The sequence below is a fragment of the Microcoleus sp. bin38.metabat.b11b12b14.051 genome, assembly GCF_013299165.1.
Classification (GTDB): Bacteria; Cyanobacteriota; Cyanobacteriia; order Cyanobacteriales; family Microcoleaceae; genus Microcoleus.
In genome coordinates this window covers 1-26,281 of sequence record NZ_JAAFKD010000050.1, presented here as the reverse complement: position 1 = coordinate 26,281, position 26,281 = coordinate 1, and the positions used below count along the sequence as shown (strand labels likewise).

Below are 26,281 nucleotides of genomic sequence, written 5' to 3'. Positions count from 1 at the left end.
ATATGGTCAAAAACCACAAACTTGCCCTTGCTATCAGTGATGCTAGTTGGGGGGAATTGGTCAGGCAACTTGAATACAAGTGCGGCTGGTATGGTCGTACTTTTGTCAAGATTGACCGATGGTTTCCCAGTTCTAAGAGGTGCGGGCATTGTGGTCACGTTGTAGAAAAGTTGCCTTTGAATGTCCGAGAGTGGAAATGTCCTAAGTGTGGAACTAACCACGACAGAGATATCAATGCAGCAAAGAATATTTTGGCGGCAGGGCTTGCCGTGTCAGTCTGTGGAGCGACTGTAAGACCTGAGCAGAGTAAATCTGTTAGGGCTGGTGCTAGGAAGCAGAAACCTAAGTTGTGAGTCTTAGGAATCACCGTGCCTTGGCAGTCGGTGAGGATGTCAACTAGTGTTGGGTATATTAAAAAATGTCGCTACGTATTGCAGTAAGCGATCGCCCCATCAAAAATCTCAAATCCCCACCTTCAATTCTCTGATTTTGCCTAGAAACCCGGTTGACGATCACCACTCCTCACCCGCGATCGATCAACAGGCTAGGGCTCGCTCAATACGGGATTGTGAGCCGTTGTCCTTTGTCTGCTGAACTTTAGTAGAAATCACTTTTCACACCCAAAGCCATCTTTGGATCTGTTTTTCACTGTCGTTTTGCCGATCGAATTGTCCGCACCCAACTTTATTAGCAGCCCGCGGCTGAGGGCGATCGTGGTTAGTGGGTTTGTTGGAGGTAATTTTGTGACATCGGAGTGCGTACAGCAGGCAGTAATTCTTCTGGTTTCGTGCCGCGGTGTTGCCACTGCCGCCACCCAAAAAAGCCAGCACTCAAAGCAAAGGGCAACAAGCAAAGCGTCAGCGCCAGAGATTTTTTCAATCCCTGTGTTGTTAGCGGTTTCTGAGCTGGTGCTGCGGCGCGAGTTGTTGGGATAGCCGAAGACTCTCGATCGGCAATAGAGGAGGGCTTCGCTGTCGGTGAGTTTGGTGAATTAGCAGCAGAGGGTCGATCGTTCTGGTTTTTGGCATCGCTACCAGCTTTTAACCGATCGGGAAAATATTCCCAGACGGAGCTATCAGAGGCGTCGGGTTCTGCTCCTGCATCGGCAGGCATTAATTGGTGGTATTGCCGGCTCGCCGAGAGTAAAGGTGGCGCCTTCCATTCCGTACCAGTCGCCGGCTGCGTCCCCGATGGGATTTTTGGCACCAGAAGGCCCGACGGCGCGTTTTGAGCTGGGGCGCCCGTCAGATAGCCGTCAAAGTCAGGATGCTGGTAGAGAATCGGCAAAGCCCAATATAACTGGTGAGAACCGTAGGCAGAAATTAGTCCAGCCCGAGCCCGACTCAGGCTCAGATCCACTGGATAGCCTTGATTCAGGTTGCGGTAGAACAGCCGCGTCAGAGTTAGGGCTACATCGTCGGGGATGCTTTCTGCCATTGCCAGCACTGCCGGAATGCCCCGCTGGACTAGAGCTTCGGTTAAGTTGCGTTCCGGGCTGTCGTCTGCCATGTCCGAGGGGTCGCCGTAGGCGCCGCGGCACGAGTTGAACACGGCCATCTGAATGCCGTTGTTGACGAGCAATCCCGCTAAGTCGTCGCCGCTCAAGGTTTCGGTGAGCCCGGTGCGGCTGCTGACGAGATAGAGCTCGCCACCTCTAGCACCTAAGTTGCTGTGGCCTGCGTAGTGCAGGACTTGGTAGTGTCCTTGTTCTAGGGCTTGGGTAAGCTGTTCTCGATCGGGCTGTTCGAGAATCGTCAGTTGAATTTCCGGAGCGTGGGGGCTGTTTTTGAGCGGGTTGCCGCTGCGGTTTTGAAGTTCTTGTTGCAAGTGTACCGCTTCTCGCGAAAGCTGCAAGCTTTCTCGATCGCTGGGAGAGGCGATCGCCATTAAAATTTTTAGAGGCCCGCCGCTAGGTACTATCCGGGTTTGTTTGAACAAACTTGTACCTGGTTGGTAGCGGGAAAACACGACATCCGTACCTGTTGCCAAAGGGCGATCGCCCGCGTGCAGAACTTCCCAGGGCAGCCGCGGCAAGCGCCGGCCTTTAAGTCCAAGCCGCAGTTGCAGCACTTCTCGGCGGTGCTGGGCGATGCCCTGAGCGCAAGTCCAGCTATCGCGCAAGTTTCCTTGAAACAGCCCGCTGTAAAATTGTTGCCCGAGGGCTACTAAATTTGGCGCACAGTTGTTTCCCGAGCGCGAGGGGCGACCTCCAGCACCGGTTCCCTGGAATACGCCCACCAAGGGGTCGTTCATCAGTTGAGCAGACAGTGCCAGCCATTGGTCGATCGGCCAGCGGACTTGTTGTTCTGCTAGGGGTACACCGGGTGCAACCCTTTCTGTCCGCACTAAATATTCGTCGTCCCCAACTGGGGTGACTGAGAGTTTAAATTCTTGGCTCACCGATTTAGCGCCCTCCCGCTTCTATTCTGAGTTGGCCTGCGTTTTTGCGGCTCGCAATACCGACCGACAAACTGATTTTTACTCTTTCAATCAGAGTTTTTGAATGCGCTTCCCCCGATCGGGCGAACGCCGAACTCAAATATATTAGTTCAAACACTTTGAGGGTATAAAAGTTGTACTTTAATAACAGTTTATTAGTTTTGATTGCCCTATGGCTCAGTGAAAGCCTAATTTTCTCTAATCTTGCTATCTTTAACATTTTGCACCTCTACCGCAGACCCCTTTACATTCGTTCGGAACTTGAGTTTCTCACTGCTGAGTAAAGTTTAATTCGAGGCACTTTACCAGGCGGATCTCTAGTTCTTATTAAAATTACTTCGGCTCTACACAATCTGTTTCAGGGCAATATGGGAGGCAAATTTGAGTAAATTTTTTAGTTTGGCGATCGATCGAGCTGTCGCAGCCACTTATCCTCTACCACGACCCCCCATATCGAGTCAAGATGGTGTGTCAATTAATTAATTGGACAGCCGACAACCCTCATCCGCAAGCTCACACCCGGCTCCGCTAGCTCGCGATGGGCGATCGGCAATCGATCGCCGATCGTTGATAATTAGCTCATGGCTCATTGCTAATTTACCGTTGATCTGTTATAAGATTTTGTGTAAATTTCACTGTCTTCTTCTACTTGCATTTAAAGGCAAAATTAATTTAAGGTGTCCAAAATCGTCAACAATACCGCTGCGCTCCAATATTTCCCTACTCTGAAGCTATAAGCATTTTTCGATCGATCGAAATAAGTCGCATCCAGCGAGTTGCTCCCAGAAATATGGCCCGCCGCCAAGCAAACACCAACCAACCGGGAATGAAGGAGCGCCTAGCCACGAGTCATTCCCGCTCAAAATGCCGATCGACTCGCTCACTTTAACCAAACACAACTTCTGCCTTGAATCCTATTATTTCTAACTCTTACCAGAAAGAATTAATTTAAAGCGAATCCCCTTGAGGGAAAAATTAAAATCTGACTATTCATTACTCCAATCCTCGGACTTGCAGCTCACTGTCAACTAAAAGGGCTGGCACTCTTAGCACGGCCCCCATCAACTGTCAACTGAGAAGCTGTCAACTGCCTTGAGATAGATTTTGTTTTCTAGGTACTGCCACTTAGCGGACAAGTCAAGATTTTGGCTGAGTTATATCCCAATACGGTTTACTTAAGACTGTTCAGTCTATAAAATCATGTGAAAAATAAACACTGCGATTGCTTCGCGGGTACGCTCGCAATGACAAAAAAACTTTAAGTGAACCGTATTGAGTTATATCCAGTGGCTCGCCTAGCCATAAAATTGTGCGATCGAAAATTAAAATAAATATTTGCCCGGACGAACAATCTAAAATTCTAATTAATCATCGGGAACAAAAATTAAGAGTCTCAAGTCATTTCAAGAAAGAATGCAAATCCTAAGTCAGGGAAGGATTTGACAGAGCTGGGAGTATTACAAAACTTCAATGCACCCAGGCTCATCGCATTCCAAGCAAGGGTTAAATTTTGGGAATAAAGGTTTTGGGTAGTTATGTGGGAGTTGTCAGTTGCGAGTTTAAATTCTGCTAATTTACTGTAGAAATTACGTAGATAATTTACAATTATCTGCACTTAGGGGCAGATACCTGTATAAAATACGGAGAAGAGCAAAAGCGAGTTGCATTTAGGCGCAGCACTTACAGTGTAAGTAGCAGAGCAATTATTTGTGGTACGCAATAGCAGCAGATAAAACTCGCAACCGATCGAGATAACCCGTTGCAGTTTAAATAGCATCTATAACAAGAAGGTGGGGGAAAAAAACCCTCTTGCAGGCGCAGCTATAAAGTAATGATTTTTATTTTATGCTGCATCCTGCTTGATGATAAACTGAGTCTAAGAAATTCAGCCATGTTTGGTAAAAATCAAATATGGCAGAAGAAATGTTGTGAGAAGATGTATCGGAAAATTTTTTCCAGATCGCACTAAAACAACAATTCCTGCACATGACAAAAACCACTTCTACCCGGTAAGATATGCCAAATTCAAATGAAAAGTTAGCAAGTGCTGTGCCCGCAGGCCTCGATGAAAGCGAAGCAGAGCTCGGACTATCAGCCAGCGATCTCGATCGGCTCACGAACTTCCGCAGCGCCACCGCGCTCAATTCCGACAGCGGGTTAGTCAAGTTAATTGACGATGCGATCGCCGAAAACACCGGCAGCAACACCCCTAAAAGTCCAGTGGCGAATCCGTCTAACGGCACATCCGTAAAAGCTGTTGAGGATAAGTCAGTGACGAATCCGTCTGACGGCACACCTGCGGCTGTTGAAGATAGCAGCAAAATCGCTGAAGTTAACGTCGTACCCGAAGAAGGTGCTAACAAAAGAACTGTCACAAGTGACAACAGCGGTAGCGATGGCAAGACAATCGAAGGCACCGATGACGATGACATAATTGTTGCCACCGGCGCTAACCAGTCGCTCTACGGCAAAAAAGGCAAAGACAAAATCAAAGCCAAGAGTGGCAAAAATAAAATCTACGGGGGTAAAGATGACGACGATTGCGGGGGCGGCGATGGTGACGACGAAGTAAGAGGCGATCGCGGTAACGACAAGTGCGACGGCGGCGGCGGCAACGATACCGTCTACGGCGGCAAAGACAACGACACTATCAGTGGCGGCACCGGCAATGATACCTGCAACGGCGATGAAGGCGATGACGTAGCCTACGGTAACGACGGCAATGATGACGTTGACGGCGGCAGTGGCAAGGATACCGTCTACGGTGGCAAAGGCGACGACAAAGCCAAGGGCGGCGAAGGCAACGATGTCGTCAGGGGCGATCGGGGTAACGACACCGTAATAGGCGGCGAAGGCGACGACAGCGTTAGCGGTGGCAAAGATAACGATACCGTAATGGGCGATGCCGGCAGCGACGTTTGCATGGGCGACGACGGTGACGACAGCGTTAGCGGTGGTGTCGGCAACGATACCGTGATGGGCGGCACCGGTAATGACAACGTGATGGGCGATGACGGCGACGACAGCGTGCTCGGCGGCGACGGCAAAGACACCATCATCGGCGGTACCGGCAACGACGTTTGCATGGGCGATGACGGCGACGACAGCGTGCTCGGCGGCGACGGCGACGACAGCGTGATGGGCGGTGCTGGCAACGATACCCTCGTTACAGGCGACGGCAGTGACATGGCAGACGGCGGCGACGGCGACGACAGCGTTGTCGGCGGCGGCTCTGGCGACGATACGCTGATGGGCAATACCGGCAACGATACGATCGTTGGCGGTACTGGCAATCATACCTGTGTCGGCGGTGCTGGAAATGACGTTTTTGTCATGAGCAACCGTACAACTACAAACAGCTCAGTCATCACTGACTACACAGACGGTAGCGACAAGTTTCTGCTGTTTGGCGACTTGAACTTTAGCAGCTTGTCCTTTTTACAAGTCGGGCTCAATACCGAAATTCGCGGCAGCAACAGCTTTGTGCTGGCGGTGTTGTTGAATGTCAGCGCTACGATTCTCGATGCTAGCGACTTTTTGGGAGCTAATGGTAGCGCTCCATCTCTAACCCCAACCCCACCTCGAACTCCTACTCCCGTGGCAGCGCCGAGGGTGATTCCCCCACAAGTCGAAGCTAATAATCCCTTAAGTGTCGGCTCCGATGGCAAGCCACAAACTATTACTTCTGACTTGTTGCGGTTTGGAGGCGGCCAGCAAGGTGCTAGCGGCACAGTCTTCAAGCTAACCGAGATCCCTGATACTAAAACTGGGCAACTATTGTTTAAGGGAGTAGCAGTAACACAAGTCGGTGTTACCTTCACTCAAGCAGACATTGACCTCGGTTTGTTAACTTTCCAAGCAACAACAGGTTTTAGCGGTGCGGCTAATTTTGGTTTTGAAGTTACCCAAGGCACAAGCGTTATCACCGGCCAGCGTTTTAGCTTGAAAATCGAGCAAAATGTCTTTAAGTTTACTGGCAATACAGCGCCTCAAGTGATTGTCGGTTCGCTAACCCTAGATAACGACATCGAAGGGGGCGACGGCGACGATGACATTAAAGGCGGTAACAAGAAAAACAAAATTAAAGGAGGTAACGGCAAAAACAAAATTCAAGGCGGTGATGGCGGCGATAACGATATCGAAGGTGGCGATGACGATGACGATATCGTCGGTGGTAAAGGCAAAAACAAAATTAAAGGAGGTAAAGGCAAAAACAAACTTAAAGGCGGTGATGGCGGCGATAACGATATCGAAGGTGGCGATGACGATGACGATATCGTCGGTGGTAAAGGCAAAAACAAAATTAAAGGAGGTAAAGGCAAAAACAAAATTCAAGGCGGTGATGGCGATAACGATATCGAAGGCGGCGATGACGATGACGATATCGTCGGTGGTAAAGGCAAGAACAAAATTAAAGGAGGTAAAGGCAAAAACAAACTTAAAGGCGGTGATGGCGATAACGATATCGAAGGCGGCGATGACGATGATGATATCGTCGGTGGTAAAGGCAAAAACAAACTCGTCGGTGGCATTGGCAATGACAAAATTCAAGGCGGCGAGGGCGAGAATGAAATCGAAGGTGGCGATGGAACCAATACTTTAATTGGGGGTAAAGGCAAGAATCGCTTTGTTTACCGGGTTTCTCGCGAAAAGATTAAAACAGTTGCAGAAGCTGATTTAATTACTGAGTTTAAAGTCGATGACGATCTATTAGATTTGTCGGCGGCAGCTTTTGGTAATCTCAGCGTTAATAGCTTGACGCGACTGGCGATTACTGCTACTTCTGCTGTTGGGTCGATCGGCAGCAGTAACTTGCTCGACTTCAGCGCTGATATCAGCGTTACCAGCATTGCCACTTTGCAAGCGCGGTTTACAGCTTTGGGCGGCAACACCGACGCACCTGTTTTCTGTCAGTTTACAGATGCCGCTACCAACCGTACCGTACTGGTATTTTCAGTCGGAGCGCGCTTTGAAGTAGTCACCAGTTTCTCGCTGAAATTTAGCCTGCAAGTCAAAAACTTTGCCTTCAGCGGCCCCACGCTAAATGTTCCCGTCGGTACTGTCGGCCCTGATAATGTTAATTTCGGCACTTATCCGGCCGCCATTAACTACGATGGTTTAGCAGGCGATGACAACATTGTCGGCAGCAACTTTAACGATACGCTCAAGGGCGGCGACGGCAATGATACCATCACCGGCGGCCTCGGTGCCGATGTGCTCAGCGGTGGCAGCGGTACGGATCTGTTTATCTACACGACAACTAAAGAAGGCGGCGATAAAATTACCGACTTCAAATCTGGAACTGACAAATTCCAGTTTAGCGCCAGCGAATTCGGGAATATAACTACTACTAACTTTGACGGTGTTAGCGGTTCAACTCCTGACATTACCGGCAAAGAGTTAGTCATTTTCACTGGTGGAACTTATGCCAGTCTCGAAGCGGCGCAAACTAAGGCTCTGGGCAATTCAACCAGTGCTGGTTTCTTCGCATATACCAATGGGTCAAATGAGACAGTGTTGGTGTTTGACTCAAATGGTACGCTTCCAGGCGGTTCGACAATTATTGCGAATCTGGGTACTGCTGCTGGGACTTTGGGAACTGCGGACTTTGTGTTTACAGGGACGCTAGGCTCGGCTCCGGCTGCTGCAACTACTACTAACTTAGGTAGCGTTGCCGATTTAACTGCTTCTGGGAACACTTTCCCGATCGCACTGAACAATTTCGGTTCTGGTGCTGGCGGTTACAACTTCAGCACTCCTGTCTTATTTACCGGAAATGAGGTTGCTAATAACGTCACGGGTACTGCATTTGCTGACATCATCAACGGCGGTGCTGGTAACGATACGATTAACGGTGCTGGCGGTGCAGATATCCTCACAGGCGGTACAGGTTCAGATGTTCTCACGGGCGGTGCTGGTGCGGATATCTTTGTGTACAATGCTCCGGGCGAAGGCACTGATAGCATTACTGACTTTACCCGGTGCTGGCGGTGCAGATATCCTCACAGGCGGTACAGGTTCAGATGTTCTCACGGGCGGTGCTGGTGCGGATATCTTTGTGTACAATGCTCCGGGCGAAGGCACTGATAGCATTACTGACTTTACCTTCGGAAGTGACAAATTGCAGTTTAGCGCTAGTGCTTTCGGCAATTTGACTTCGACAAACTTTGTCAGTGTTAGCGGTTCAACTCCTGAGATTGCTGGCAAACAGTTGGTAATCTTCACTGGTGGAACTTATGCCTCTGTAGATGCGGCACAAACTAAGGCTCTGGGCAATTCAACCAGTGCTGGTTTCTTCGCATATACCAATGGGTCAAATGAGACAGTGTTGGTGTTTGACTCCAACGGTACGCTCGCGGGCGGTTCGACAATTATTGCGAATCTGGGTACTGCTGCTGGGACTTTGGGAACTGCGGACTTTGTGTTTACAGGGACGATCGCCAATACTCCGGCTGCAACTACTGCTAACTTAGGTAGCACGATCGACTTAAATGCTGCAAATGCGGGTACTTTCGCGACAGCCTTGGTTAACAATTTCGGTTCTGGTGCTGGCGGTTACAACTTCAGCACTCCTGTCTTATTCACAGGAAATGGCAGCGCTAACAACGTCACGGGTACTGAATTTGCTGACATCATCAGCGGCGGTGCTGGTAACGATACGATTAGCGGTGCTGGCGGTGCAGATATCCTCACAGGCGGTACAGGTTCAGATGTTCTCACGGGCGGTGCTGGTGCGGATATCTTTGTGTACAATGCTCCGGGCGAAGGCACTGATAGCATTACTGACTTTACCTTCGGAAGTGACAAATTGCAGTTTAGCGCTAGTGCTTTCGGCAATTTGACTTCGACAAACTTTGTCAGTGCTAGCGGTTCAACTCCTGAGATTGCTGGCAAACAGTTGGTAATCTTCACTGGTGGAACTTATGCCTCTGTAGATGCGGCACAAACTAAGGCTCTGGGCAATTCTACAACTCCTGGTTTCTTCGCATATACCAATGGGTCAAATGAGACAGTGTTGGTGTTTGACTCCAACGGTACGATCGCGGGCGGTTCGACAATTATTGCCAACTTGGGTACTGCTGCTGGGACTTTGGGAACTGCGGACTTTGTGTTTACAGGGACGATCTTCGCCAATACTCCTGCTGCAACTACTGCTAACTTAGGTAGCACGATCGACTTAACTGCTGCAAATGCGGGTACTTTCGCGACAGCCTTGGTTAACAATTTCGGTTCTGGTGCTGGCGGTTACAACTTCACCACTCCTGTCTTATTCACAGGAAATGGCAGCGGTAATAACGTCACTGGTACTCAGTTCTCCGATATTTTGAACGGGGGATCGGGTGCTGATATCTTCGACGGTGGTGCTGGTAATGACAGCATCTCCGGCGGCGCTGGTAATGACAGTCTCTTCGGCGGCGCTGGTAATGACACCATCTCCGGCGGCGCTGGTAATGACACCATCTCCGGCGGCGACGGGAATGACTCTTTAATCGGCGGTTTGGGAACAAATGTTCTCAGCGGCGGACTTGGTGCTGATGTGTTTGTGTTCACCGGAACTACTGCTGGTGGCGGAGATATCATTACCGATTACAGCATCGTTGATGATGTAATTAACCTTGACAAAACTGCTTTTGCCGGGTTGGGAGCTGGGGTTTTGGGTTCGAGTTTCTACCGGTACAACAGCACTGTTGCTACTGTCAGTGCGATCGAATCATCGTTGACTGCGCCGTCGATTATTGCTCTCTTTGATAGTGCAGCTAATACTACTAAGCTGTATTACGATAGCAACGGTCCTACGGTTGGTGGCAACAGTTTGTTTGCTACTGTCAATGTCAATTTGGGAGTCTCTGGTAATTCTGAATTGTTCTTGTTCTAAAGGGCAATAATTCTCATCTGAATTTCGAGGGTATGGTTAGGGACACAGCAATGCTGTGTCCCTACAAGATATGAGTGCTATGTTTCCAGTTGTAGGGTGCGTCGGTATTAACAATTACTAGCATTTTACGCTAGATATCATAGCGACGCACCTTACACATCGGGTGGACGAAACAAACCCAAAAATTCTCTCGTAGGAAGCTTTGTTCTGGCATGGTATTACAATTGCGATCGATCGACTGTTAGAAAATTAACTCTTCAACCCACGGAGGTGGGTTTTGTATGTGTAGACGCGGTTTCAACCGCCGTCTCAACCGATGTTACAATTGCGATCGATCGACTGTTAGAAAATTAAGTCTTCAACCCACGGAGGTGGGTTTCGTCTGTGTAGACGCGGTTTCAACCGCCGTCTCAACCGATGTTACAATTGCGATCGATCGACTGTTAGAAAATTAAGTCTTCAACCCACGGAGGTGGGTTTCGTCTGTGTAGACGCGGTTTCAACCGCCGTCTCAACCGATGTTACAATTGCGATCGATCGACTGTTAGAAAATTAAGTCTTCAACCCACGGAGGTGGGTTTCGTCTGTGTAGACGCGGTTTCAACCGCCGTCTCAACCGATGTTACAATTGCGATCGATCGACTGTTAGAAAATTAAGTCTTCAACCCACGGAGGTGGGTTTCGTCTGTGTAGACGCGGTTTCAACCGCGGTCTCAACCGATGTTACAATTGCGATCGATCGACTGTTAGAAAATTAACTCTTCAACCCACGGAGGTGGGTTTTGTATGTGTAGACGCGGTTTCAACCGCCGTCTGAATTACAATATATTTTGGGGTTTGTTGACAATATTTTTTAACGGTGCAGGTGCGTCGCTCGCTCGATTGTGTGTTGATTCAGATGTTTTGAATGGCGACACATCCTACGAATACTATTAGAAAATTAACTCTTCAACCCACGGAGGTGGGTTTTGTCTGTGTAGATGCGGTTTCAACCGCCGTCTCAATTACAATATATTTGGGCGTTTGTTTACCGTTGAATGATTTTTTAGAATTGGGATTACTTTGTTTCCAACCGCTGCCGCCATTTACTGCTAATTACATCGATCGCAGTAACGACAACCAACAACACCAACATCATCGTGGTAGCCTTATTGTACTCAAAAGAGCGGATATAATTCACCAATTCAAAACCAATGCCGCCGGCGCCGACGACTCCCAACACCGAAGCCGCCCGGATGTTGTACTCAAACATCCACAGCGTGTAACCGAGGGCTAGCGGCAACACCTGCGGAAAAATGCCGTATTGCGCCACTTGTAGCCAAGATGCACCTGCGACTTGCAACGATTCGATCGATCGCGCTTCCACAGACTCGATCGCCTCTTGATAAAATTTAGCCAGGTAACCTATAGTATAAATTCCCAGGGCCAAAGTACCAGCGGGCGCACCCAAACCAGTCGCTGATACAAACAGTAATCCTAGCACAATTGAAGGCACAGAACGTACCGCATTTTGCAATAAATTAGCTAGCCATTGCAGCCACTTTGGTGCTATGTTGTGGGAACTGGCGATCGCGATCGGTACGGAAAGAATGGCGCCGATTGTCGTTCCCCACAGCGACATTTGCACTGTTTCGATTAACGCCTTGATTGCTACGTCGATTATTTCTAGATTCGGTGGCCACAAGCGGGAGATAAAATCGGTCATGTAAGGCCAACTGTTTATCAAGGTTGCGGCGTCAATTTCTAATCCCCGCAGCGCCCAACCGTAAAGTACAATTAAACCTGCTGCTATACCGAGATTTTTGATCCAGCTATTGGTTTTTGATAAGTTATTTGAGTTTTTTTGGATCATTGGCATTTATTTTAAGATTTTTTTTGTGAACCGCAGAGGGCGCAGAGAACACTGAGGAAGAGGGGAGAATAGAGGGGTTCAGACTTGTACTTTGGGTGGTGTTAGTTTGCTGAATTTGTCGGACAGGTTGTGACATTTGCCATCATAGACTATCTGACCGGCATCGAGGACGATCGCTCTTTCGGGATATGTGCTGGCCATTCCTAGGTCGTGCAATACTACAACTACGGTCATTCCTTGTTTTTGGTGCAGTTGGGCGAGGATTTCCATGACTTGTTGGGCGGCGATTACGTCTAATCCGGTGGTGGGCTCGTCTGCTAGTAAAATCTGCGGTGATTGGATGAGGGCGCGGGCGATGGCTACTTTTTGCTGTTGTCCGCCGCTGAGCAGTCCGGTTTTTTGGTATGCTAGGTCTTGGAGTCCGAAGTCTGCGAGTAAGTCAAAAGCGCGATCGCGCTGTTGTTTCGGAAAACCCCACAGTGTCTCCCAAGTTTTCAATCCTCCTAAGCAACCACACAGTACATTGTCGATCGCGGGTAGCTGTTTGATCAAGCCGCCACCTTGAAAAATTAAGCCAATGTCGCGCCGAATTCGTCTCAAGCTGCGCGGAGTTATGACTGTATCGTTAATCCGAATTTCTCCGGTTTTGACGGGGATTAATCCGACGAATGAACGTAACAGCGTAGATTTTCCTGCGCCGTTTAAACCGAGAAGTGCTACAAATTCGCCTCGTTTAATTTTGCAATCAATCCCATTTAGAATTGGGCGTTTGAGCGAGTTTGAATAATTTGTTTTTAATTGGCTGCATTCGATAGTCATGGTAAATATTTATGAAAAAGATTAGTAATTAATATTGTACTAGCTAAAACAAACTCAATCAAAAAGCTTCGTAGTGAGGACTTTAGTCCTTCTTTGATAGCTGCGGACTCAACTCCTCAAAAAGCTTCGTAGTGAGGACTTTAGTCCTTCTTTGATAGCTACGGACTCAACTCCTCAAAAAGCTTCGTAGTGAGGACTTTAGTCCTTCTTTGATAGCTACGGACTGAACTCCTCAAAAAGCTTCGTAGTGAGGACTTTAGTCCTTCTTTGATAGCTACGGACTGAACTCCTCAAAAAGCTTCGTAGTGAGGACTTTAGTCCTTCTTTGATAGCTACGGACTGAACTCCTCAAAAAGCTTCGTAGTGAGGACTTTAGTCCTTCTTTGATAGCTGCGGACTCAACTCCTCAAAAAGGTTCGTAGTGAGGACTTTAGTCCTTCTTTGATGGATGCGGACTCAACTCCTCAAAAAGGTTCGTAGTGAGGACTTTAGTCCTTCTTTGATGGATGCGAACTAAAGTCCTCAAAAAGGTTCGTAGTGAGGACTTTAGTCCTTCTTTGATGGATGCGGACTAAAGTCCTCACTACGAACCTTATTATGAACCTTTGATTTTATGGTTCGAGTTTTGCGCGCTGTAAAGCTTGGCGCAAGGTTGCTAAATGCCGCGTATGATCTACTTTAACCAATTTCTGAGAGTTGTACAAACTGCGGAATAATTGATTGTTTCCTGGTTCGTTCATTTTCATGAAAGCATTGATAAGTTTTTCCCGCATTGGTACAGGAATGCGATCGTCTATGACTATTCCGTGGGCTGGAACTCCGGGGATTTGTTGCAAAACTCGCAATTTCTTGCCTTCTTCTGCTGTAATCCAAGGCGGAAGCAAAGCGTATTCAGAGACGGCTGCAACTTCAGATTGACCTTTTAAAACTGATTGCAAAGCGCTGCTGTAACCGTCGCCGTAGAATACATTTCCGAAGAAACTTTCCAGTCTATCCGGCCCTGAAACTAATCCTGTACCCACCAATTCTGAGACTGGAAAAATAAATCCCGAACCGGAAGTTCGAGAGGTGAAAGCCATTTTTTGGCCTTTCAATTGTTCGAGGGTTTGTTTTGCTGAACCTTTCGGGCGCAAAGGACTGTCTTGCCGCACTACAAACACGGAATCGTAGGTATTTCCGCCGGAATAATCGCTGCGAACTTCTGCTAGATACATCCGCGCTTTGGCTAATTGTTCTGCTTTTAATGCGGCGCGCCCTGCTACAAATGCTACATCTGCCCTGTCGGCCCTCAAAGCTTCAACAGCGGCGGTTTCGTCACCGATGACTGCATCCACTGGCATTCCCATTTCTTTAGATAGTATTTGCGCTACTTGATTGGCTTTATTTTGCAAATCTGTAGTGTCTCTACGGTTGGCAAATACGATTCTAATGCGAGTTATGGCTGCTTGTGCTCTTAAATCTAGATCGCCCTTTGGTGCTGTTTGCGCGATCGCCTTCTGCCCGTTCCCAACTACATTCGCTGTCAAACCCCCTAGCAGCAAAAGTCCTGCGCTAGCGCTTGCTAGCACTTTAAACTTTATATTCATTAATCGCTCTCCTACCCAACCACAACTTTTTGATAAGTTATTGCAATAACCTTGATGTTATCCTACAACACTTTTGCTAATTATTTTCAATAGTCTATTGATAATTATTTCTGATATGGCATATGATTAAAAGTGATAAAACTCTGACTATATATATGGTAAAATGCGGCGCAAGCACATGACGTAAAACATCTATGAAAGCCAATCTTGCCGATCAAAATCCGCTTCCCGTGAGTTTTGCAGATGTGGAGGCGGCGGCAAAACGGTTGCAGGGCAAAGCTTTCAAGACGCCGGTGCTTACGTCACAGACTGTCAACAAACAGACGAATTCTCAAGTATTTTTCAAGTGCGAGAACTTTCAGCGGACGGGTTCGTTTAAATTTCGGGGTGCTTGCAATGCTTTGATGCAGCTATCTGAAACGGAAAAACGGCAGGGAGTGGTAACTTTTTCTTCGGGAAATCACGGGCAGGCGATCGCCCTTGCCGCACAGTTGCTCGCTATTCCTGTTACTGTCGTTATGCCGACAGATGCGCCGAAAGTCAAGCAGGAAGCGACTCGCGGTTACGGCGCCGAGATTGTTTTGTACGATCGAACTCAAGTTTCCCGCGAAGAGCTCACTGCTAAAATTGCCGAAGAGCAACACTTGACAATTATTCCTCCCTATGATGACGCCCGGGTGATTGCGGGACAAGGTACGGCGGCGCTGGAATTGATCGCAGAAGTTGGGGAGTTGGATTTGCTATTGGTTTGTTGTGGTGGCGGTGGTTTATTGTCGGGAAGTGCGATCGCAGCTAAAACTTTGTCTCCCCGGTGTAAAGTGATAGGAGTGGAACCCGAGCAAGCAGACGATGCCGCGCGATCGTTCCGCACAAAAACGCTGCAAACAGTCAACAACCCGGATACAATTGCTGACGGCGCGCGCACCCCGTCTTTAGGCAAATTGACTTTTCCTTTGGTACTGCATTATGTGGACGATATGGCAACTGTTTCCGAAGAGGCAATTCGCACTACAATGTTTTTCATGTGGGAACGGATGAAGATAGTTGTCGAACCTACGGGAGTGTTAGCAGCGGCGGCTTTGTTGTCGGGAGTTGTGAAAGCTAAAAATCAGAGAGTTGGCGTAATTGTCAGCGGGGGAAATGTTGATTTGCGGGAGGTCGATCGCTTTTTTTAATGTAGTTAAGTCCGCCAGTTCGTAAGTCCGAAAGTCCGCCAGGGGTTTAAACCCCTGTCTAATAGCAAAAGTCCTCTCAAGAGGACTAAAAAGTCTTCTTTATCTTTAGTCCACTTCAGTGGACTTTAGCTTTGAGACGGGGGTTTCAACCCCCGGCGGACTTTCGGGAAATGCCAAATATTCGGGAAATGCCAAATATTCGGGAAATGCCAAATATTCGGGAAATGCCAAATATTAATGTTGACAAAGTTGACGAAAGTCAATACTTCTCTGGTAAAATGTTCCCACAATAAACTTTAATATCACAGCACAATGTCTTCAGAACCAAACTCAGCCGCTAAATCGACAACTGGTGCAGATGCGATCGATGTGGCGATCGCTTCAGGAATCGATTTTGACGGGACTCCGATTCCAAAAGCAAAATTAGACCTCTACGAAAAAGTAATGGGATTAGAAGGCGCGAGACAGCGCAGTGGTGTATCAAACACCATGCGATCGCGCATTGTTCGTATCGGCGTCAAACACTTGCCTCAAGCAGAACTCGATCCAATGTTAATTGCTGCCGACTTTGCACCGCTAAAAGATAAAGAAGTTGCCTTTTATTACGGCGCTAAGTAAGAATCAGTTTCTTCAGTTGACAGTTGACAGTTGAGAGCTACCTCTGGCTAAAAGGAAGAGAATGGAAAAAGTGAATAATTTTGTTTTATTTCCCCCTAGAAGAAGGAGGCTTTAAATCCATTCTTCTCGGTAACGGAGACAGGCGAGATACAAGATATCAAAGAAACCGGGTTTTTTCCATGATTCAACGCTTTGATGCAATATTTATCGCAAAAACCCGGTTTCTGGCTCAATCAGAAATTGACAAAGGAGAGATTTTTCAATAAGATGAAAGTATCACTGAAATTATCGCTAGGATTAAAGCGATAAATTGCGGAATTGTAATTGCTTCTTTCAGGAATAAATATGATAGAAATACGCTAATTACTGGGTACAACGATGTAATGCTGATGACGCTGATGACTGGCCCGGTTTCAATGGATTTCAGGAAAATCAAAGATGCCGCAGTTCCGCAAACACCGATTAATAAACCAGATACGATTCCGGCAATATTTCCATCAAGACTCAGGTCTTTACTATTGGCAAAAATGAATAATGTAGTTAAAATAGCACCGATTGTTTCATAGACGAAAACTGTTTTATAGTCAATAGATTTAGTTGCCAACTTGCCCAAAAATCCCCAAAAGCCGTATAATAAAGAACAGATTAGTGCATAGATTAACCAATTTGGGATTTTAACCATTGTTTCAAGAGTTTAAGTGCATTATTTGGTGTTTTTTCTACTCGATTTGCGATCGCAGTTGATGACTTTTGACCCATCGCCACCTGCACGGTTCTTAACTCTCAGGTTTTAAAGCACGTTCCATCAACGATAAAACAGCTTGTTCGGGAGTAATTTCACCATTCAGCAAACGGTAAACTTGACGGGATACAGGGACTTCTATCTCGCGCTGATCCGCCAAATCAATTAACACATTAGTAGTATTAACTCCCTCAGCAGTGCTCTGCAATTCCTGCACAACTTCCTCTAAAGACTTCCCTTTCGCCAATCCGAAACCAACTCGATAATTGCGCGACAAAGCACTATTGCAAGTAGCGAGTAAATCTCCCAAACCAGACAAACCATAAAAAGTTTCAGCCCTAGCCCCTAAACGAACTCCCACTCGAATCATTTCCGGTAAAGCGCGAGTCAACAAAGCAGATTTAGCATTAGTTCCTAATTGTAAACCATCGCAAACACCAGCGGCGATCGCAAAAACATTCTTTAAAGTCCCACCCAACTCAGTCCCCAAGGGATCTTGATTCACATAAACCCGAAAAATATCGGAACTATAAATAGTCTGTACTTGCTTCGCCGCTGCTTCATCCAAACTCGCCGCTACCGTCGCCGCCGGTAATCCTTGTTGGATTTCTTCGGAAAGATTGGGGCCAGAAAGTACGACAATTGGATTGTGAGGAAAGGCATTTTGCCAGATTTGAGATGGAGTACGGGTTGTCGCGGGGTCTAAACCTTTGGTGACGGTAACTATAATTGTACTGGGAGTTAGTTGTAAAGCTAAAAGCCGATCGACTGTTTCGCCAACTCCTTTCATCGAAACCGCCGAAACTACAACATCCGCGCCAGTTATAACCGATTCTAGACTAAAAGAACTGCGACGCGACCACAAATTCACCCGATCGCCCTTTTTGCTTCCTAAATTTGCCAGGGCTGAACCCCACGCACCTCCACCTATTATTGTCAGAATTGTCATAGGGTTTGTAGTAAGGACTTTAGTCCTTATTGGTGGCCTATTGGCCTATAGTTTAATTCTGAGGACTGAAGTCCGAACGATCTAACTTTACAATTAATTTGCGTTAATCTGCGTACATCTGCGATTAAAAAATCCTGATTCTACAAATGCGGCCGCAATCCGTAATGACGGTAACGCCAATAATCGCGTAAAATGCGATCGTGATCGAAACACAATTGACTGGGAATCTGCCAAGATTCAAAAACTTGTAAATTTTTAGCATCATCGGCGGCTTGAGGTTCGCCGGTTGCCGCAGCCAAGAATACTATACTGATTGTATGTTTGCGCGCGTCGCGATTTGGATCGGAATAAACGTAAAATTGCTCGATTAATTCTACATTCAAACTCGTTTCTTCTAAAGCTTCCCGTTTCGCCGCCGTCTCTACCGATTCCCCGTAATCCACAAAACCCCCGGGAATAGCCCAGCCGTAGGGAATATGCAGACGTTCTATGAGAACTATTGGTCGGTGCGGGCGATCGACTAATTCAATGATAATATCAACTGTAGGAGCAGGATTTCTATAAGTCATTTGCGAAGCAAGAACGAAGAAGGAAGAAGGAAGAAGGAAGAAGGAAGAAGGAAGAAGGAAGAAGGAAGAAGGAAGAAGGAAGAAGGAAGAAGGAAGAAGGAAGAAGGAAGAAGGAAAAATTTAACACAATAAGCCTGTAGGGGGGGGTTCACCGACAATCCTGACAGTGCAAACAAATCAAATAAACCTGCCCCCACCCCAATATAAAACCTGCTGCTGGGTGACATTGGCGCAAGAAGATGTGCGACCAAACCGGCAGTTCTACAATATATTTGCATATAATGTACTAATTGCCATAGACAAAAAAGAGAAATTGAAAGTATGCCTAAGTGGCTGGGAAAAGTTTTAGGTATCGGTGCGGGTACAATCCTCCTACTAGGTGCAACTGGATACTGGTACGTCTTTATTGCCGGAGCACCTCAATTAGACCCTCCGAAAATCATAGTCGATGCCGACATAAAATTTGAACTCAAAACATATAAAAGTGCTGCTATGAATTCAGAGCGCACCTACGGCTTAATTTTACCACCAGCGTATGCAAAAAATCCCAAACAGCGCTATCCAGTGATTTTTTTGCTGCACGGCGGGCACGGAGATGCGCGCGCTTATCAAGACAAAGCTGCGGTTACTTCGGTACTCCACGATTTGTATAAAAGCAAAAGATTGCCGCCGTCAATTATCATTACTCCCGATGGAAATGACAAGCGGGGAACCAGCCCTTTGTGGGACCCGCAGTATTTTGATGGGCCGAATGGTAAAGTAGGAAGTGCGATCGGCTCCGAATTGGTTCAAATCGTAAAATCGCGCTACAGGACGCTCGAAGACCCCAAATTCTGGGCAATGGGAGGACAATCTTCCGGGGGGTGGGGAGCTTTTAATATTGGTTTGCGATATTTAAATAATTTTAATATTTTGTTCAGCCATAGTGGTTATTTTACCGATCAAAGTGGGAAAGCTAACAGTCCTAAATATTTAGTACCGAAACTTTCTGCAAAAGACAGACAGCGGCTGCGCGCTTATTTGGATGCCGGGGAAGGAGACGAAAATTTTCTGACTTCTACGCAACAGTTTCACGAACAATTAAACAGTTTGGGTATTAGCAACGAGTTTAACAAATTTCCTGGAGGACACGGAATAGTTGGCCCGGATGTGGGTTGGAATTATTGGCACAAGCATTTGGCGGATTCTTTGAGTTATGTGGGAAAACAGTTTAAGATAGCGAGTGATGTCAAATAGTCTCATTCTTTTATCTCCGGCATCATTATTGTATGTCATTGTTCGCAGTGCGTTGGCATCGCAATTAGCCTCTGTGATAGCTTTCATAAGATATCCCTACGACAAATGTTTTAACAGTTGACAGTTGACAGAAGAGCCCGCCCGCGAAGTCGAGGGGTTGACAGCTTGCGCGCTCGCGACTTGCCCGCCCGCGAAGTCGAGGGGAGTCGAAGAGTTGACAGCTTGCGCTGAGCGAAGTCGAAGAGTTGACAGTTGAGTGCGAAGTTTTTAAGCTGGGGATTTAAGCCCCTGCCTAAAAACAATCCACCTCAAGGTGGGGGCTTAAATCCCCTGTGCTCTGGTTAAAATTATAAAGGTGAACTGTGTTATCCCAAAAAACTAGGATTGGACTTTGGACGGCATCATTTTTAACGGGATTGGTAGGAGTTATTAACCTGTTGTCTGCTGTAACTCCCAGTTTACCCGATCGCCGAAATTGGCTAGAACCATTTTTTCCTTTTCCCGTGCGGGCGGGCGGACATTTTTTTGCAGCCGTGATCGGATTTATGCTGCTAACTCTGGCAACTAATTTGTTGCGGCGCAAACGAATTGCTTGGTTGCTGACGGTGGGATTGTTAATTGCTTCTATTTTAACTCATTTAATCAAGGGATTAGATGTTGAAGAAAGTTTGCTTTCTGGGGTGCTGCTATTTCAGTTATTGGTAATGCGGAAGACGTTTACTGCCAAATCAGATCGCCCTTCAATTGCTCAAGGAATTCGAGTTTTACTGGGGGCATTGCTGTTTACCATCGCTTACGGCACGGCGGGTTTTTACATTTTAGACAGGCGTTTTGAAGTCAACGAACGAGCAATTAATTTCGATTGGGATGATGCTATATTCCAGACTTTTGCGATGTTTTTTACGGCGGATAATGCCGGATTAGTTCCGAAAACTAGGTTTGCTAGCTTTTTTGCAAATTCGATTTATGCTGTGGGTGCGGTGACAATTGGTTATGCACTTGTGATGCTGTTGCGACCTGTTTTACAGCGAGATTCGGGAAGTATTGTAGAACGGAATAAAGCTCAACAAGTTGTAGCAGAACACGGGCGGACAACGCTAGCAAGATTGGCTTTGCTTGAGGATAAATCTTATTATTTTAGTCCGTCGGGTAAAAGTACGATCGCCTACGTGCCCAAAGGTAGAGGTGCGATCGCCCTCGGAGACCCCATCGGCCCCCCAGAAGACCGCAAAGAGGCTATTCTGGGATTTCAAGAGTTTTGCGATCGCAACGATTGGTATCCTGCATTTTATCAAACTTTGCCCGACGATATAGAAATGTATCATAATCTCGGTTTTCGAGTAGTGCAAATTGGCGAAGAAGCGATTGTCGATCTCAAAACTTTTACTCTCAAAGGTAAGGCAAATCAAAACTTGAGAACTGCTATCAACCGATTGACAAAAGCTGGTCATCAAGTCGAATTTTACGAACCTCCTTTAGCTTTGGAAGTGATGCGGCAAATGAAATTAGCGAGCGACGAGTGGCTGCAAATGGTTCAGGGTGCGGAAAAACAGTTTTCTGTCGGTTGGTTTGATGAGGCATATTTGCAGAAAACTCGCGCTATAGTCATCTACACTCCCAACGGCAAAATTAGTGCTTTTGCTAATATGATATCTGCGGGCGATCGAGTTATTGGAGTTGATTTGATGCGCCGTCGCACTGAGGTTGAAAATGGTACGATGGAGTGTTTGTTTGCTTCGATGTTGCAGAACTGTCAAGAGTTGGGCTATGCAGAATTTGATTTGGGTTTGTCGGCTTTGGCGGGAGTCGGAGAACCTGGAAAATCTGGGCGGTTGGAAAAGTTTTTAATTTATCTTTCGGATCACTTGAGCAAGTTTTATAATTTTAAGGGATTGCACAGTTTTAAAGATAAGTTTGGGCCGCGCTGGGAACCTCGTTACTTTGTTTATCCGAGTTGGGGAAGTTTGCCGGATGTTGTGGTTGCTTTGATTAGGGCCGATTCGGGCGATCGACTTTTGGACTATTTGCGCCCGGGAAGCTAGGCAAACGGTTCGTAGTACGGACTTTAGTCCGCATCCGATGGATTACCACAACAAAAACGGTTCGTAGTGCGGACTTTAGTCCGCAGCCTCATAGCGGACTAAAGTCCGCACTACGAACCAAATCTTATCGTTGTCAATCGAACGGACATGATATGACTACTGACTAATGACTACTGTTCGTAGTGCGGACTTTAGTCCGCAGCCTCATAGCGGACTTAAGTCCGCACTACGAACCAAATTTTCTCGTTGTCAATCGAACGGACATGATATGACTACTGACTAATGACTCATGACTAAGTTATGCCAAGCCGCGCAGCGGTACGCGCTGCTTCTGCAAAATCTGTGAATACAGCTTTTCCAACTCAGTAATATTCTGACTGAGAGTGTAACGCTCGATCGCCCGTTGGCGTGCTTTTTGACCCAGCAGCATTCCAAACTCAGGATGATCCGAAAACAGCGGCAGCAAAGTTTGCAACTGACTCCGCACTCGCTGAGTGTTCAAAACTATCCCCGCGCCTTCCTCCAAAGCTTCACCGTCAGCACCGGCATCCGTTGCCAAACAAGCTAAACCGCAGGCCATCGCTTCCAGCAGCGACAGCGACAATCCCTCCACCAAAGAAGGCAGAATAAATACATCTGCACCCCGCAGAATTTCGATCCGGCGTTCCTCCTCAGCGACAAATCCGAGCCACACAATGCCGTCATCTTCGCCGTAGGACAGTTGCAGCGAGGCGGCTAGGGGCCCGTCGCCTACGATCGCCAATACGTTACCTGGCCCAAAATTGCACTGTTTCCAAGCCTTCAGCAAAGCCTCAACATTTTTCTCTGGGGCAATGCGGCCTTGATACACAAAAAGTCGATCGGCCTTTAACTGCGACTTCAACCCCGAAGGCCCGGGCGAATACTTCTCGGCATCTACGCCGTTGGGAATCACAGCTACCCGTTCTTCCGGTACTCCCAACTTCACCAAAATATCCCGCTGAATGTTAGAAAAGACGATCGTCGAGTCGTAGTGAGCCAAAAATGGAGCGTACAGTTGATACATCAGGTGTTGCGTTCCCGATGTTAAATTCCGCAATTTGCGATCGAACGGCGGGTGAAAAGTCGCCACCAAAGGCAAATTCAATTCTTGACAAATTTCCGGCAGCAAAAAGTCTAGAGGCGAAAGCGTCAGAGAAGCGTGAACAACATCGGGTTTCAGCCGCCGCAGAGACTTCATCAAAACTGTGCGGGATTTGAGAGTCGGAATCGTATAAATTTGCGATTTGTAGTGACAAGGTAAAGAAACTTCGTTGCAACTCGCGGGCGAAAGCGAATTAGTAAATGAAGTTGGAGACATGGACGAGCCCCATTTCCCATTTGCCACGCTCCACGCCGTATTGTTCCTGTCCAATGGGCCCGCTTCTTGGGCAAAGTGCAGGAAACTAACCTGGTATCCCCGGTCTAACAGTGCGTTAGTGACTTCCCTAGAGTAAGTTACGTTACCGCAAAAAGGTGATTTTTTTCCTAGCCAAGCGATGTGCATTCGAGTAAATCAGAGTTTGTTAAGCAGAAGGAAGAAGGAAGAAGGAAGAAGGAAGAAGGAAGAGTGCTTATATAGCAAGCTTTATTGCCATCTGTATCTTACGTTTAATTAGGTGGATTTACTTGTTTGATTGGAGTCGATCGACTTTGCTATTAGTGCTACGGGAAATATACCAGGTTAAGACGCCACCTGCGATCGCCAATCCTGCCAAAGCCAAAAATACCGTCGGCAAACCCAGAAATGTTTCGGCTACTCCTGCTAAAGCTAGTGGTAAACTCAAAGCGATATTCGTCGCATTGTTTTGCAGCCCGAAGACTTTTCCCCGCATTTCTTCTGGGGTTTCTGCTTGAATTGTCGTCTGCATCGGCACTCCCACCAACGACGCAAACAAACCCAACAGCGTAATGAACAGCACCGAGATCCACAAATGGTGTGTAAAAGCAGAAAGACCCATCAGAGCCACTGCCATGCCAACCGATCCGATTAAACTAAGTTGGGAATGAGAAAATTTGTGACCGAGATAGCCGACAGTCGTTGCCCCAACAGCCATTCCGACTCCCACCGCAGCCAGCAAAAAGCCAAATTGCGACGCTTTCATACCGGGCAGGATTTCCGCCAGCCGCACCGCTAGCACTGCTAAGGCTGCAAAAATGGAAAATAGAATAATTAGTTGAATTAAAGCATTGCGGACTTTCGGCTGATCGTTGATGTAACGCAAACCGTCTTTTAAATCTGCTAGAGGATGTGGCGGTTCATGTTCGGCTTCGTTTTTTTCGCCTGTTTTCATCGACAGCAACAGCACTCCGGCGAAGGCGTAACTGCCGCCTACTACTAATTCTTTACCAATTCCGAGTCCGCCACCGAGGTTGGTAAATAGGTTGTCTGCTAAGGCTAGTAAGGGTTCTCCGACTGCGAAGCCGATAATCACCGAACCCATCATGGTTGTGGTGTAGAGCGAGTTGGCCGATAGCAGGTGGCGGCGTTCCACAATTAGGGGAATCACTGACTGTTCTGCTGGCGCGAAAAATTGAGTTAAGGTCGAAACTAGGAATGTGACTAGCAGCAGCAAGCAGAATCCGAGCGGTAGTTGACCGAGTTCAAACCCGTCGGAGAGCCACAGCAGCAGGGGTAATGTTAAGACGAAGCCTCCGCGCAGCAGGTTTGTGGCTACGAGCACGGCTTTTTTTGACCAACGATCGACATAAACGCCCGCAGCAGCCCCAAATAATACCGCAGGTATGGTAAAGGCGATCATAATTGCCGATACCCATCTGCTGATGGTTTGATCTGCTGCTTGAAACCGGCTGGCTACGAGGGCGATCGTCAGTACGAGATAAACTTTATCTGCTAGTTGCGAAAAAACTTGCCCGCTCCACAACGCTAGAAAATTGCGGTTTTTGAGCACCGGCAGAAATCCGGTTTCTTTTTCGGGAGTTTCCGCTACTGCTTCGGAGAGTTCTGCTGTTGGCTCCGGGATGGCTGCGGGTTGTTGGCTGTTGCCGTTACTTGACTCTGTTTCTGGATTTGTGGGATATTTGTCCATCTCTGGGTCTTGGGCGTTGCTCCATTGTCGATCGGCAAAAATGCGATCGGAGTTAAAATCTGGAAAATTGTCTCGTTCTTCCATCTTGTGGTGGGTCACAGCTAAAACAGATATTCTCAAATCATTATCGGACAGTCGCATCATAGGATTTGGGGTGAATCGCCTGGGATGGTTGAGCTTGGGGGGAATGGGAATTTCAAATTGAGGCGTTAACCTCTAATTTTAATAACTCGTAACTTTTCTTATTATCTACTGTTGCAAGAATCTTGAAAATTTACCTAAAATTACTTACCAGAAAGAATTGCTTGAAAGCCGGAACCCTTCTAGGGATGAATTAAAATCAGACTGTTCCTCACTTTAACGCTCTACCTGGAAAGTAGAGGTCGCTGTCAACTGTCAACTGTCAACTGTCAACTGAAAAGTTCGGATATCCCGCAAGCTGGGGTGATATTTTCTCTCAACATTCAAATTTTAAAACTCAAAACTCTCCAAGTAAGTGTCGATCGAGCTTCCCGATCGAATCGTGCAACCTAAATGATACTGGGCATATTGCCGCAAAATATTTTCTACTGACATCCAAGCCGTGCGATCGGCAATCTCCTCTTCTAGTTCTGCACTACCCAACTGTTGCAGCGCCGCTAATTCTTTAGCATTAATCTGAAAATTTGTCAAGTGTTTGCTGTCACTCGTTTGCGGGGAACGGGAAGCGGATCTGTACAAGCTACCGGTTTGGAAAGAGAGTTCTGCCTCTAAGTTAGCTAGCTCGGGCAAGCTGAAGGTTCCCCCAGAGGGTATACTAAACCCGGTTTTCCAGTTCGGATCTGTGAAATTTGGGACGATCGGTTGTCTGGTGGCGCAGCAGACTTGGACTTGGGGTGCGAGGCCTGCTAGGGCTAGCAAGTGAAAAATTCCTTGGGTGAGGTGGGCGACAAGCACGGCGGCGGATTGGATTTCCGTGCGATCGGACAAACGCTCCAAACGACTCAAGTGTTCGCCCAGCAACAAGAAGAGTGATTCTTGCGGTTCATCGGATAAAGCGCTGGCGATCGCCAATTCGGCCAGATATTGCGCGGCTGATAGTTTTCCCAAATTGCGGCTCAAACCCGGATAGGATTCAACGGTGCTAGCTTGAGTAATCTTGTCGAGCGATCGACCTTTGGCGATCAGCAATTCGTTGACGACAAATAACTCGCTTCTACCGCCAATGCTCGATCGTTGTTTGCGAACACCCGGTGCTACGGCTTTAATTAAGCCGAATTCCCGTGTCAAAACTGTCAGCAGGCGATCGGATTCGCCGATCGGTGCACTCT

Annotated in this window: 22 protein-coding genes; 11 read left to right on the top strand and 11 right to left on the bottom strand. The window is 47.3% G+C overall.

Annotated elements, in window-relative coordinates:
* The coding region (locus QZW47_RS29115) for an RNA-guided endonuclease TnpB family protein (protein WP_293135660.1) at window positions 1-353 on the top strand (353 nt) is incomplete at its 5' end.
* A gap of 364 nt (window positions 354-717) precedes the next feature.
* Here the strand turns inward: QZW47_RS29115 and QZW47_RS29110 are convergent.
* Together QZW47_RS29110 and QZW47_RS29105 are read right to left on the bottom strand one after the other, a co-directional pair.
* The gene (locus QZW47_RS29110; protein ID WP_293135657.1) at window positions 718-2,400 is read right to left on the bottom strand and encodes a CHAT domain-containing protein; all 1,683 of its coding nucleotides are present in this window, start codon (window positions 2,398-2,400) and stop codon (window positions 718-720) included.
* Window positions 2,401-3,170: 770 nt separating this feature from the next.
* A complete protein-coding gene (locus QZW47_RS29105; protein WP_293135654.1) occupies window positions 3,171-3,332 on the bottom strand; it encodes a hypothetical protein in 162 nt (53 codons plus the stop codon).
* Window positions 3,333-4,455: 1,123 nt separating this feature from the next.
* Here QZW47_RS29105 and QZW47_RS29100 point away from each other — a divergent pair.
* The 4 genes from QZW47_RS29100 to QZW47_RS29085 all read left to right on the top strand — a co-directional run bounded on the left by QZW47_RS29100 (window position 4,456) and on the right by QZW47_RS29085 (window position 11,251).
* On the top strand, window positions 4,456-8,526 hold the full coding sequence (locus tag QZW47_RS29100) for a calcium-binding protein (protein WP_293135651.1): 4,071 nt from the start codon (window positions 4,456-4,458) through the stop codon (window positions 8,524-8,526).
* The gene (locus tag QZW47_RS29095) at window positions 8,408-10,315 is read left to right on the top strand and encodes a calcium-binding protein (protein ID WP_293135663.1); all 1,908 of its coding nucleotides are present in this window, start codon (window positions 8,408-8,410) and stop codon (window positions 10,313-10,315) included. Before QZW47_RS29100 ends, QZW47_RS29095 begins: the two co-directional genes overlap by 119 nt.
* 281 nt (window positions 10,316-10,596) lie before the next feature.
* Complete coding sequence (locus QZW47_RS29090) at window positions 10,597-10,770, top strand: hypothetical protein (protein ID WP_293135648.1); 174 nt, start codon at window positions 10,597-10,599, stop codon at window positions 10,768-10,770.
* 331 nt (window positions 10,771-11,101) lie between these two features.
* Window positions 11,102-11,251: a hypothetical protein gene (locus tag QZW47_RS29085; RefSeq protein ID WP_293135645.1), complete on the top strand. Its 150-nt coding sequence runs from the start codon at window positions 11,102-11,104 to the stop codon at window positions 11,249-11,251.
* Window positions 11,252-11,372: 121 nt separating this feature from the next.
* On the opposite strand, the gene phnE is transcribed toward QZW47_RS29085, so the two are convergent.
* From phnE to QZW47_RS29070, 3 genes are all read right to left on the bottom strand, one after another.
* Complete coding sequence (gene phnE / locus QZW47_RS29080; protein ID WP_293135642.1) at window positions 11,373-12,167, bottom strand: phosphonate ABC transporter, permease protein PhnE; 795 nt, start codon at window positions 12,165-12,167, stop codon at window positions 11,373-11,375.
* A gap of 78 nt (window positions 12,168-12,245) precedes the next feature.
* Window positions 12,246-12,986 carry a phosphonate ABC transporter ATP-binding protein gene (locus QZW47_RS29075; RefSeq protein WP_293135639.1) on the bottom strand — a complete coding sequence of 247 codons (741 nt, stop codon included), beginning with the start codon at window positions 12,984-12,986 and terminating at the stop codon, window positions 12,246-12,248.
* Between the two features lie 611 nt (window positions 12,987-13,597).
* Window positions 13,598-14,572, bottom strand: a complete 975-nt coding sequence (locus QZW47_RS29070; RefSeq protein ID WP_293135636.1) for a PhnD/SsuA/transferrin family substrate-binding protein — start codon at window positions 14,570-14,572, stop codon at window positions 13,598-13,600.
* A gap of 194 nt (window positions 14,573-14,766) precedes the next feature.
* On the opposite strand from QZW47_RS29070, the gene QZW47_RS29065 reads away from it, so the two are divergent.
* From QZW47_RS29065 to QZW47_RS29055, 3 genes are all read left to right on the top strand, one after another.
* Window positions 14,767-15,747 carry a threo-3-hydroxy-L-aspartate ammonia-lyase gene (locus QZW47_RS29065; RefSeq protein WP_293135633.1) on the top strand — a complete coding sequence of 327 codons (981 nt, stop codon included), beginning with the start codon at window positions 14,767-14,769 and terminating at the stop codon, window positions 15,745-15,747.
* A gap of 170 nt (window positions 15,748-15,917) precedes the next feature.
* Entirely contained in the window at window positions 15,918-16,040 is a 123-nt protein-coding gene (locus QZW47_RS29060) for a hypothetical protein (protein ID WP_293135630.1), read from the top strand.
* A 19-nt stretch (window positions 16,041-16,059) separates the two neighbouring features.
* Window positions 16,060-16,365, top strand: coding sequence for a DUF4090 family protein (locus QZW47_RS29055; protein ID WP_293135627.1), 306 nt, complete (start codon window positions 16,060-16,062; stop codon window positions 16,363-16,365).
* A gap of 259 nt (window positions 16,366-16,624) precedes the next feature.
* Here QZW47_RS29055 and QZW47_RS29050 read toward each other — a convergent pair whose 3' ends face one another.
* The 3 genes from QZW47_RS29050 to QZW47_RS29040 form a co-directional block, all read right to left on the bottom strand.
* A complete protein-coding gene (locus QZW47_RS29050) occupies window positions 16,625-17,047 on the bottom strand; it encodes an EamA family transporter (protein WP_293135624.1) in 423 nt (140 codons plus the stop codon).
* A gap of 94 nt (window positions 17,048-17,141) precedes the next feature.
* Window positions 17,142-18,056 (bottom strand): NAD(P)H-dependent glycerol-3-phosphate dehydrogenase, encoded by a 915-nt coding sequence (locus tag QZW47_RS29045; protein WP_293135621.1) that lies wholly within the window; start codon window positions 18,054-18,056, stop codon window positions 17,142-17,144.
* A 140-nt stretch (window positions 18,057-18,196) separates the two neighbouring features.
* A complete protein-coding gene (locus QZW47_RS29040) occupies window positions 18,197-18,625 on the bottom strand; it encodes an NUDIX hydrolase (RefSeq protein WP_293135618.1) in 429 nt (142 codons plus the stop codon).
* On the opposite strand from QZW47_RS29040, the gene QZW47_RS29035 reads away from it, so the two are divergent.
* The 3 genes from QZW47_RS29035 to QZW47_RS29025 all read left to right on the top strand — a co-directional run bounded on the left by QZW47_RS29035 (window position 18,626) and on the right by QZW47_RS29025 (window position 21,903).
* A complete protein-coding gene (locus tag QZW47_RS29035; protein ID WP_293135615.1) occupies window positions 18,626-18,757 on the top strand; it encodes a hypothetical protein in 132 nt (43 codons plus the stop codon). It begins immediately after the preceding gene.
* 189 nt (window positions 18,758-18,946) lie between these two features.
* Window positions 18,947-19,861, top strand: a complete 915-nt coding sequence (locus QZW47_RS29030; protein ID WP_293135612.1) for an alpha/beta hydrolase-fold protein — start codon at window positions 18,947-18,949, stop codon at window positions 19,859-19,861.
* Window positions 19,862-20,223: 362 nt separating this feature from the next.
* A complete protein-coding gene (locus QZW47_RS29025; RefSeq protein WP_293135610.1) occupies window positions 20,224-21,903 on the top strand; it encodes a phosphatidylglycerol lysyltransferase domain-containing protein in 1,680 nt (559 codons plus the stop codon).
* A 298-nt stretch (window positions 21,904-22,201) separates the two neighbouring features.
* On the opposite strand, the gene QZW47_RS29020 is transcribed toward QZW47_RS29025, so the two are convergent.
* The 3 genes from QZW47_RS29020 to recO all read right to left on the bottom strand — a co-directional run.
* Entirely contained in the window at window positions 22,202-23,428 is a 1,227-nt protein-coding gene (locus QZW47_RS29020) for a glycosyltransferase family 4 protein (protein ID WP_293135607.1), read from the bottom strand.
* Window positions 23,429-23,546: 118 nt separating this feature from the next.
* The gene (locus QZW47_RS29015) at window positions 23,547-25,115 is read right to left on the bottom strand and encodes an MFS transporter (protein ID WP_293135604.1); all 1,569 of its coding nucleotides are present in this window, start codon (window positions 25,113-25,115) and stop codon (window positions 23,547-23,549) included.
* A gap of 327 nt (window positions 25,116-25,442) precedes the next feature.
* A partial coding sequence (recO, locus tag QZW47_RS29010) for a DNA repair protein RecO (RefSeq protein WP_293135601.1) occupies window positions 25,443-26,281 on the bottom strand: 839 nt, incomplete at its 5' end.

Bases quoted from the DNA above. Each gene is read 5' to 3' on its own strand.
- QZW47_RS29100 (WP_293135651.1), top strand. From the start codon at position 4,456: ATGCCAAATTCAAATGAAAAGTTAGCAAGTGCTGTGCCCGCAGGCCTC.
- QZW47_RS29020 (WP_293135607.1), bottom strand. From the start codon at position 23,428: ATGCACATCGCTTGGCTAGGAAAAAAATCACCTTTTTGCGGTAACGTA.
- QZW47_RS29030 (WP_293135612.1), top strand. From the start codon at position 18,947: ATGCCTAAGTGGCTGGGAAAAGTTTTAGGTATCGGTGCGGGTACAATC.
- QZW47_RS29015 (WP_293135604.1), bottom strand. From the start codon at position 25,115: ATGATGCGACTGTCCGATAATGATTTGAGAATATCTGTTTTAGCTGTG.
- QZW47_RS29055 (WP_293135627.1), top strand. From the start codon at position 16,060: ATGTCTTCAGAACCAAACTCAGCCGCTAAATCGACAACTGGTGCAGAT.
- QZW47_RS29040 (WP_293135618.1), bottom strand. From the start codon at position 18,625: ATGACTTATAGAAATCCTGCTCCTACAGTTGATATTATCATTGAATTA.
- QZW47_RS29060 (WP_293135630.1), top strand. From the start codon at position 15,918: ATGCCAAATATTCGGGAAATGCCAAATATTCGGGAAATGCCAAATATT.
- QZW47_RS29065 (WP_293135633.1), top strand. From the start codon at position 14,767: ATGAAAGCCAATCTTGCCGATCAAAATCCGCTTCCCGTGAGTTTTGCA.
- phnE (WP_293135642.1), bottom strand. From the start codon at position 12,167: ATGATCCAAAAAAACTCAAATAACTTATCAAAAACCAATAGCTGGATC.
- QZW47_RS29075 (WP_293135639.1), bottom strand. From the start codon at position 12,986: ATGACTATCGAATGCAGCCAATTAAAAACAAATTATTCAAACTCGCTC.
- QZW47_RS29045 (WP_293135621.1), bottom strand. From the start codon at position 18,056: ATGACAATTCTGACAATAATAGGTGGAGGTGCGTGGGGTTCAGCCCTG.
- QZW47_RS29085 (WP_293135645.1), top strand. From the start codon at position 11,102: ATGTGTAGACGCGGTTTCAACCGCCGTCTGAATTACAATATATTTTGG.
- QZW47_RS29050 (WP_293135624.1), bottom strand. From the start codon at position 17,047: ATGGTTAAAATCCCAAATTGGTTAATCTATGCACTAATCTGTTCTTTA.
- QZW47_RS29070 (WP_293135636.1), bottom strand. From the start codon at position 14,572: ATGAATATAAAGTTTAAAGTGCTAGCAAGCGCTAGCGCAGGACTTTTG.
- QZW47_RS29090 (WP_293135648.1), top strand. From the start codon at position 10,597: ATGTGTAGACGCGGTTTCAACCGCCGTCTCAACCGATGTTACAATTGC.